The organism is Phenylobacterium sp. (assembly GCF_031425575.1).
GTDB lineage: Bacteria > Pseudomonadota > Alphaproteobacteria > Caulobacterales > Caulobacteraceae > Phenylobacterium.
In genome coordinates this window covers 1-5,457 of the sequence record NZ_JANPJP010000114.1, presented here as the reverse complement: position 1 = coordinate 5,457, position 5,457 = coordinate 1, and the positions used below count along the sequence as shown (strand labels likewise).

At 69.0% G+C, this 5,457-nt stretch carries 6 protein-coding genes; 3 read left to right on the top strand and 3 right to left on the bottom strand.

The annotated features are described in order from the left end of the window. Nucleotides 1-198: 198 nt before the first annotated feature. The 3 genes from RMO97_RS06750 to RMO97_RS06740 all read left to right on the top strand — a co-directional run bounded on the left by RMO97_RS06750 (nucleotide 199) and on the right by RMO97_RS06740 (nucleotide 3,273). Nucleotides 199-1,194 (top strand): XdhC family protein, encoded by a 996-nt coding sequence (locus RMO97_RS06750; protein WP_310539806.1) that lies wholly within the window; start codon nucleotides 199-201, stop codon nucleotides 1,192-1,194. 82 nt (nucleotides 1,195-1,276) lie between these two features. Next, entirely contained in the window at nucleotides 1,277-1,756 is a 480-nt protein-coding gene (locus tag RMO97_RS06745; protein WP_310539804.1) for a hypothetical protein, read from the top strand. A 125-nt stretch (nucleotides 1,757-1,881) separates the two neighbouring features. Continuing rightward, nucleotides 1,882-3,273 carry a calcium-binding protein gene (locus RMO97_RS06740; RefSeq protein ID WP_310539802.1) on the top strand — a complete coding sequence of 464 codons (1,392 nt, stop codon included), beginning with the start codon at nucleotides 1,882-1,884 and terminating at the stop codon, nucleotides 3,271-3,273. An 11-nt stretch (nucleotides 3,274-3,284) separates the two neighbouring features. Here RMO97_RS06740 and glp read toward each other — a convergent pair whose 3' ends face one another. Genes glp through moaB form a run of 3 tightly spaced genes read right to left on the bottom strand, consistent with a single transcriptional unit; the run spans nucleotide 3,285 to nucleotide 5,445 of the window. Beyond that, on the bottom strand, nucleotides 3,285-4,478 hold the full coding sequence (gene glp / locus RMO97_RS06735) for a gephyrin-like molybdotransferase Glp (protein WP_310539800.1): 1,194 nt from the start codon (nucleotides 4,476-4,478) through the stop codon (nucleotides 3,285-3,287). Beyond that, entirely contained in the window at nucleotides 4,475-4,945 is a 471-nt protein-coding gene (gene moaC / locus RMO97_RS06730; protein ID WP_310539798.1) for a cyclic pyranopterin monophosphate synthase MoaC, read from the bottom strand. The genes glp and moaC overlap by 4 nt, the downstream gene beginning before the upstream one ends. Further along, complete coding sequence (gene moaB / locus RMO97_RS06725; RefSeq protein WP_310539808.1) at nucleotides 4,942-5,445, bottom strand: molybdenum cofactor biosynthesis protein B; 504 nt, start codon at nucleotides 5,443-5,445, stop codon at nucleotides 4,942-4,944. The genes moaC and moaB overlap by 4 nt, the downstream gene beginning before the upstream one ends. Between the last annotated feature and the right edge of the window lie 12 nt (nucleotides 5,446-5,457).

Sequence of the window (5,457 nt, the reverse complement as noted above, 5' to 3'; positions counted from 1 at the left end):
ATGTCCCGGACCTCGGCCTGGGGCGGACGGCCGCGCAGGCTCGCCTGCTCGAGGGCGAACTGGGCGGAACCGAGACCGAGCTTGGAAAGCGGAGACGTCATGAACAACGCTGGTTGCGAACGTTAGGAGCCCCCATTTAGGGGGCAAGGCCTAAAGAAGCGGTGTCTGGAACCTTTCACGGGGGTTAAGCTGAGCACGATGAGAGAGCCCCTTCCCGAGTGGCCATTGTTCGGCATGGCCGAGGATGTGCGCCCCGCCTTGCGCCAGGCTACGCAACGAAATCAACCGCTTGCCCTGGCCACCCTGGTCTCGGTGGAGGGCGGCGGGCCGCGACCGGTCGGAACCCAGATGGTCTTCGCCGAGGCGATCGTCTGCGGATATTTTTCCGGCGGCTGCGTGGAGAGCGATATCGCCGATCACGCGGCCTCCTGCCTCGAGGACGGGGCGCCCCGGCGCCTGGTCTATGGCGAGGGCAGCCCCTGGCCGGACATTCAACTTCTGTGCGGCGCGCGCATCGAAATCTTCCTGGAGCGGGTCCCGGCCGGCGATCTGGCGATGGCCCAGCTGCTGGCCGCCGAGGCCGAGCGCCGCCCCGCCGTCTGGATCAGTGACGGGGTGACGCGACTCTGCGTGGAGCCGGACACCGAGACCGCTTGGGAGGGCGCGATCCTGCGCCGCTACGATCCGACCCCGCGTCTGGTGGTTTTCGGCTCCGACCCCACCGCGCTCGCCATCAGCCAGCTCGGCGCCCAGAGCGGGTTCGAGACCACGCTCGTCCGCCCCAAGGGGCCGGAGGCTGGCCCGCCCATCGCCGGGATCGCCTACCTGCGCTCTGAACCGGAGGCGGCGCTGGCCGCCATCGGGACCGACGCCTGGACCGCCATCGCCATCGCCACCCACAATCTGGAGACCGACCGCACGGCGCTGGCCGCCGCCCTGCCGTCCGCCGCCGGCTATGTCGGCCTGCTGGGGGCGCGCAAGCGCCTGCCTGAGCGCCTGGCGCCTCTGCGCGCCGCGGGCGTTCCGGAGAACGTCCTGCTGCGCGTCCACGCCCCCATCGGCCTGGACATCGGCGGCAAGGCCCCCTGGGAGGTGGCGGTCTCGGTGATCGGCGAGATCATGGCCCTGCGCCACGCCCGCGCGCCTGCGACGCCCCGCGAGCCGGTGTCCAAGCGCGACAAGGCCGACGCCTGATTCTGAGGCGCCTCGTCGGGTCGATGGCCGGTGACGGACCAGGGTGCTTGGCGACGACGCGATCCCCCGTCATGCAGAGGGAATGAAACGCCTCGTCCCGCCTGACTTCGTCGTGCCCCTGCGGCTGGAGACCCCGGACTTCGTCCTGCGGCCCCTGCTGATCACCGACGTGGTCAAGGACTACGATGCGGTGATGACCAGCGCCGCCGAGCTTCGAACCGTCTTCGCGCGCCAGACCTGCTGGCCCGAGGGCCTGACCTTCGAGGACGATCTCATCGACCTCGGCTGGCACCACAAGGAGTTCAAGATCCGCCGCTCCTTCGCCTACACGGTGATGGCGCCCGACGAGCCCCTCTGCCTGGGCTGCGCCTATATCGAACCGACCGAGCTTGCGGGCTACGACGCCGAGGCTTTCTGCTGGGCCCGCACCAGCCACACGCAGCTTGATCAGCCCCTGTACGCGACCTTCAAATCCTGGTTGCAGACCGACTGGCCCTTCAAGGCGGTGGCCTATCCCGGTCGGTCCCTCACCTGGGACGAGGTGGAATCCCTTAAGTCTTAACGGAAACGCCCGCTGCGGCAGGCGCCTTAAGCTTAACCTGACGCCTCCAGGTTGCGCGCGATTGGCGTCGCTATCGCCACCCTTAGGTTGCGGCTCATCGGCATCGGGCCGGCGCAGGAGGGGTCATGTTTCTCACGGGTGGGTCTGGCAAGGACAGGCTGACGGGCGGCGCGGGCGCCGACACTTTGTATGGCCTGGCGGGGGATGACTCGCTCTCCGGTCTCGGCGGCGAGGACGTCCTAGCTGGCAACGATGGCGCCGACACCCTCTCGGGCGGCGCCAACGACGACTACCTGATGGGCGGCCTTGGCAATGACCGCATCGACGGCGGCACGGGCTTTGACTGGGCCGGCTACGAGGACGCCACCGCGGCCGTAAGGGTCGACCTGGCCCTGACCACCGCCCAGAACACCCTGGGCGCCGGGACCGACACCCTGGTCTCCATCGAATATGTACACGGCTCGTCCTACGCCGACACCCTGATGGGCACGTCGGGCGCCAATTACATCTTCGGCGGCGCGGGCAATGACAGCCTGGTCGGCCGCGCGGGTGACGATTTCCTGGCCGGTGGCGCAGGCGACGACCTGATCGACGGCGGCGCCAACGACGACACGGTCAGCTTCGACGACGGCGTCGCGGGCGGCGTGGTGGTCAACCTGATCACCCAGACCGCCGACGGCCATGGCCACGACAACCTGGTCTCCATCGAGGGCGTCTACGGCAGCGGCGACGCCGATAGCATCGTCGGGAACGACGTGGGCAACTATCTGTTCGGCGGCGCGGGCGATGACACCATCGTGGCCGGCGACGGCGCCGACTACATCGATGGCGATGACGGCAATGACCTGCTGATCGACGGCGCCGGCGATGACTACATGATCGGCGGTGGCGGTATCGACACGGCCGACTTTAGCGACGCCGCCAGCGGTGTCTCGGTCTCGGCGATTATCACCGGCCGATGGTACGCGCAAGGCGACGGCTTTGACGGCCTGGAGTCCATCGAGAACATCAAAGGTAGCGCCCACAACGACACCTTCTACGGCGACGAGGTCAACAACCGTCTGTCCGGAGGGGCCGGCGATGATCTCCTATACGGCGGGCTCGGGAACGACACCTTCGTCGGCGGGACAGGCGCCGACACGATTTCGAGCCACGACGGCAACAACCGCTTCGTATTCGCGGTGGGCGACACCAGCACCACCTACAGCGAGCTGGATGTGATCACCGACTTCGGGCTGGGCAGCTGGTTCGACATCGGGATTCCGGTGACTGCCGCGAACTTCTCAACGTTCATGTTGAGCAGTTCGGCCGAGAGCTATGCCTCGGCATTGGCTGACGCCACCACTCTGATCAGCAGCGGCGCTCGCGAGGTCATGGTGGTGGAGGTCTTCGGGTCGGAGGCCGGCACATATGTGTTCGCCGACGCGGCCCACAACAACACTGTGGGCTTCGCGGTCAAGCTGACCGGCAGCCATGCCCTCACCACCAACGACTTCGTGCCTGAAGGCTGGGTCTAGGCCTTAGCCGCCTACCCCGCCCGGTCCAGCAGCAGCACCTCGACGAGGTCGCCGGCCGCTGAGGCCGGGGCGCCGGGCGGGCGTTTGAGCAGGGCGTCGGCGGCGGCGAAGACGCTGACCAGGGACGAATCCTGGTCGCGATAGGGCTGGGCGGTGATGGCGCCGGCCTCGTAGGTCAGCTTGGCGCGCATCCAGTGTTCGCGGGGACCGTTGGCGGCGAGGGGCTCGGCCAGGCGGGCGGTGGCCATGCGCGGGGCGTGGGCCGCTCCGGAGTAGGCGGCGATCAGGGGTTTGAGGAACAGCTCGGCGCAGACGAAGGCCGAGGCCGGATTGCCGGGCAGGCCCAGCAGGCGGCGGCCGTCGGCCAGGACGCCGAAGAAGGTTGGCTTGCCGGGGCGAACCGCGACGCTCTCGACCCGGTACTGCATGCCCAGGGCCTCGGCGGCGGTGCGCACCAGGTCGTGGTCGCCCACCGAGGCGCCGCCCACCGTGACGATGAGGTCGGCGTCGGCGCCGCGCATGGCTTCGATCACCGCGTCCAGCTGGTCGCGGATGCCGCTGAGCTTGGTGGCGCCCGCGCCCCAGGCCTCGCACATCACCTTCAGGGCCGGGGAGCCGGAATCGTAGATCTGGAAGGGCCCTGGCACAGCTGGCGCCTCGACGATCTCCTCGCCGGTGGAGAGGATGGCGATGCGCGGCTTGGCGTGCACGCTGACCTCGGCGCGCCCTGCGGAGGCGGCCAGGGACAGGCGCCAGGGGTCGATGCGGGTCCCCCTGGTGAGCAGGACGTCACCGGCCCGGAAGTCCTTGCCGGCGTCGCGGATATTGTCGCCGGGCGCGGCGGCGGGAACCGTGACCTGATCACCCTCGCGCGTGGCGTTCTCCTGGATCACCACGCTGTCGGCGCCGACCGGCAGGGCCGCGCCGGTGAAGATACGGATGGCTTGTCCTGGGGCGAGTGCGCCTTCATAGCCGTGGCCCGCGGCGCTCTCACCGACGATGGCGAGCGCGCCCGGCGTATCGGCGGCGCGTACAGCCCAGCCGTCCATGGCGGAATTGGTGAAGGGGGGCTGGGCGCGGACGGCGGCGATGTCTTCGGCCAGCACCCGGCCGTTGGCGGTCTGCAGCGGAACGGTTTGCGCCGGCAGGGGGCTGGCTTCCGCCACCATGGCGGCGCGGGCGGCCTCGACGCTCAGCAGCTTCACGGACGCTTCCAGTCGCCGGACTTTCCGCCGGACTTCTCCATCAGGCGCACGGCCTCGATGGTCATGGCCTTATCGGCGGCCTTCAGCATGTCGTAGACGGTGAGGCAGGCCACGGAGACGGCGGTCAGCGCCTCCATCTCCACCCCGGTCTGGCCGCTGGTGCGGACTCGGGCGGTGACGGCCAGGCCACCCTCACCGGGCTCAACCCGGACCTCCACCTTGGACAGCGCCAGGGGATGGCAGAGTGGGATCAGGTCGGCGGTCTTCTTGGCGGCCATGATGCCGGCGATCTCGGCGGTGGATCTGACGTCGCCCTTCTTGGCGTCGCCCGACAGGGCCAGGGCCAGGGTTTCGGCCGACATGCGCACGAAGCCCTCGGCCAGGGCCTCCCGGGTGGTGACCGCCTTGGCCGAGACGTCGACCATATTGGCCCGGCCGGTCTCGTCGATGTGGGTCAGGCGGCTCATGTCTCGAGCAGGCGGGGCATCAGCTCGACCATGTTGCAGGGGCCATGACGGCTGTCGAGCTGGGCGGAGATCACCTTGTCCCAGCCGTCCTTCACCGCCCCGTTGGAGCCGGGCAGGCAGAAGACGAAGACCCCGCCCACCAGGCCGGCGGTGGCGCGGCTCTGCAGGGTGGACAGGCCCACCGACTGGTAGCTCACCATGTGGAAGACCACCGAGAAGCCGTCGAGCTTCTTGTCGAACAGCGGCTCGACGGCTTCGGGGGTCACGTCGCGGCCGGTGATCCCGGTGCCGCCAGTGGTGATGATGGCGTCCACGGCGCCCGAGGCGACCCAGGCCTTCACCTGCATCCGAATCTGGTCGACGTCATCCTTGACGATGGCCTTGTCTGCCAGTTCGTGGCCCGCGCCGGTGATGCGCTCGGCCAGGACGTGGCCGGAGGTGTCGCTCTCCTCATCGCGGGTGTCGGAGATGGTCAGGACCGCGATGCGGACCGGGACGATCGGCTGCTTCTC

Bases quoted from the DNA above. Each gene is read 5' to 3' on its own strand.
- RMO97_RS06750 (WP_310539806.1), top strand. From the start codon at position 199: ATGAGAGAGCCCCTTCCCGAGTGGCCATTGTTCGGCATGGCCGAGGAT.
- RMO97_RS06745 (WP_310539804.1), top strand. From the start codon at position 1,277: ATGAAACGCCTCGTCCCGCCTGACTTCGTCGTGCCCCTGCGGCTGGAG.
- RMO97_RS06740 (WP_310539802.1), top strand. From the start codon at position 1,882: ATGTTTCTCACGGGTGGGTCTGGCAAGGACAGGCTGACGGGCGGCGCG.
- moaC (WP_310539798.1), bottom strand. From the start codon at position 4,945: ATGAGCCGCCTGACCCACATCGACGAGACCGGCCGGGCCAATATGGTC.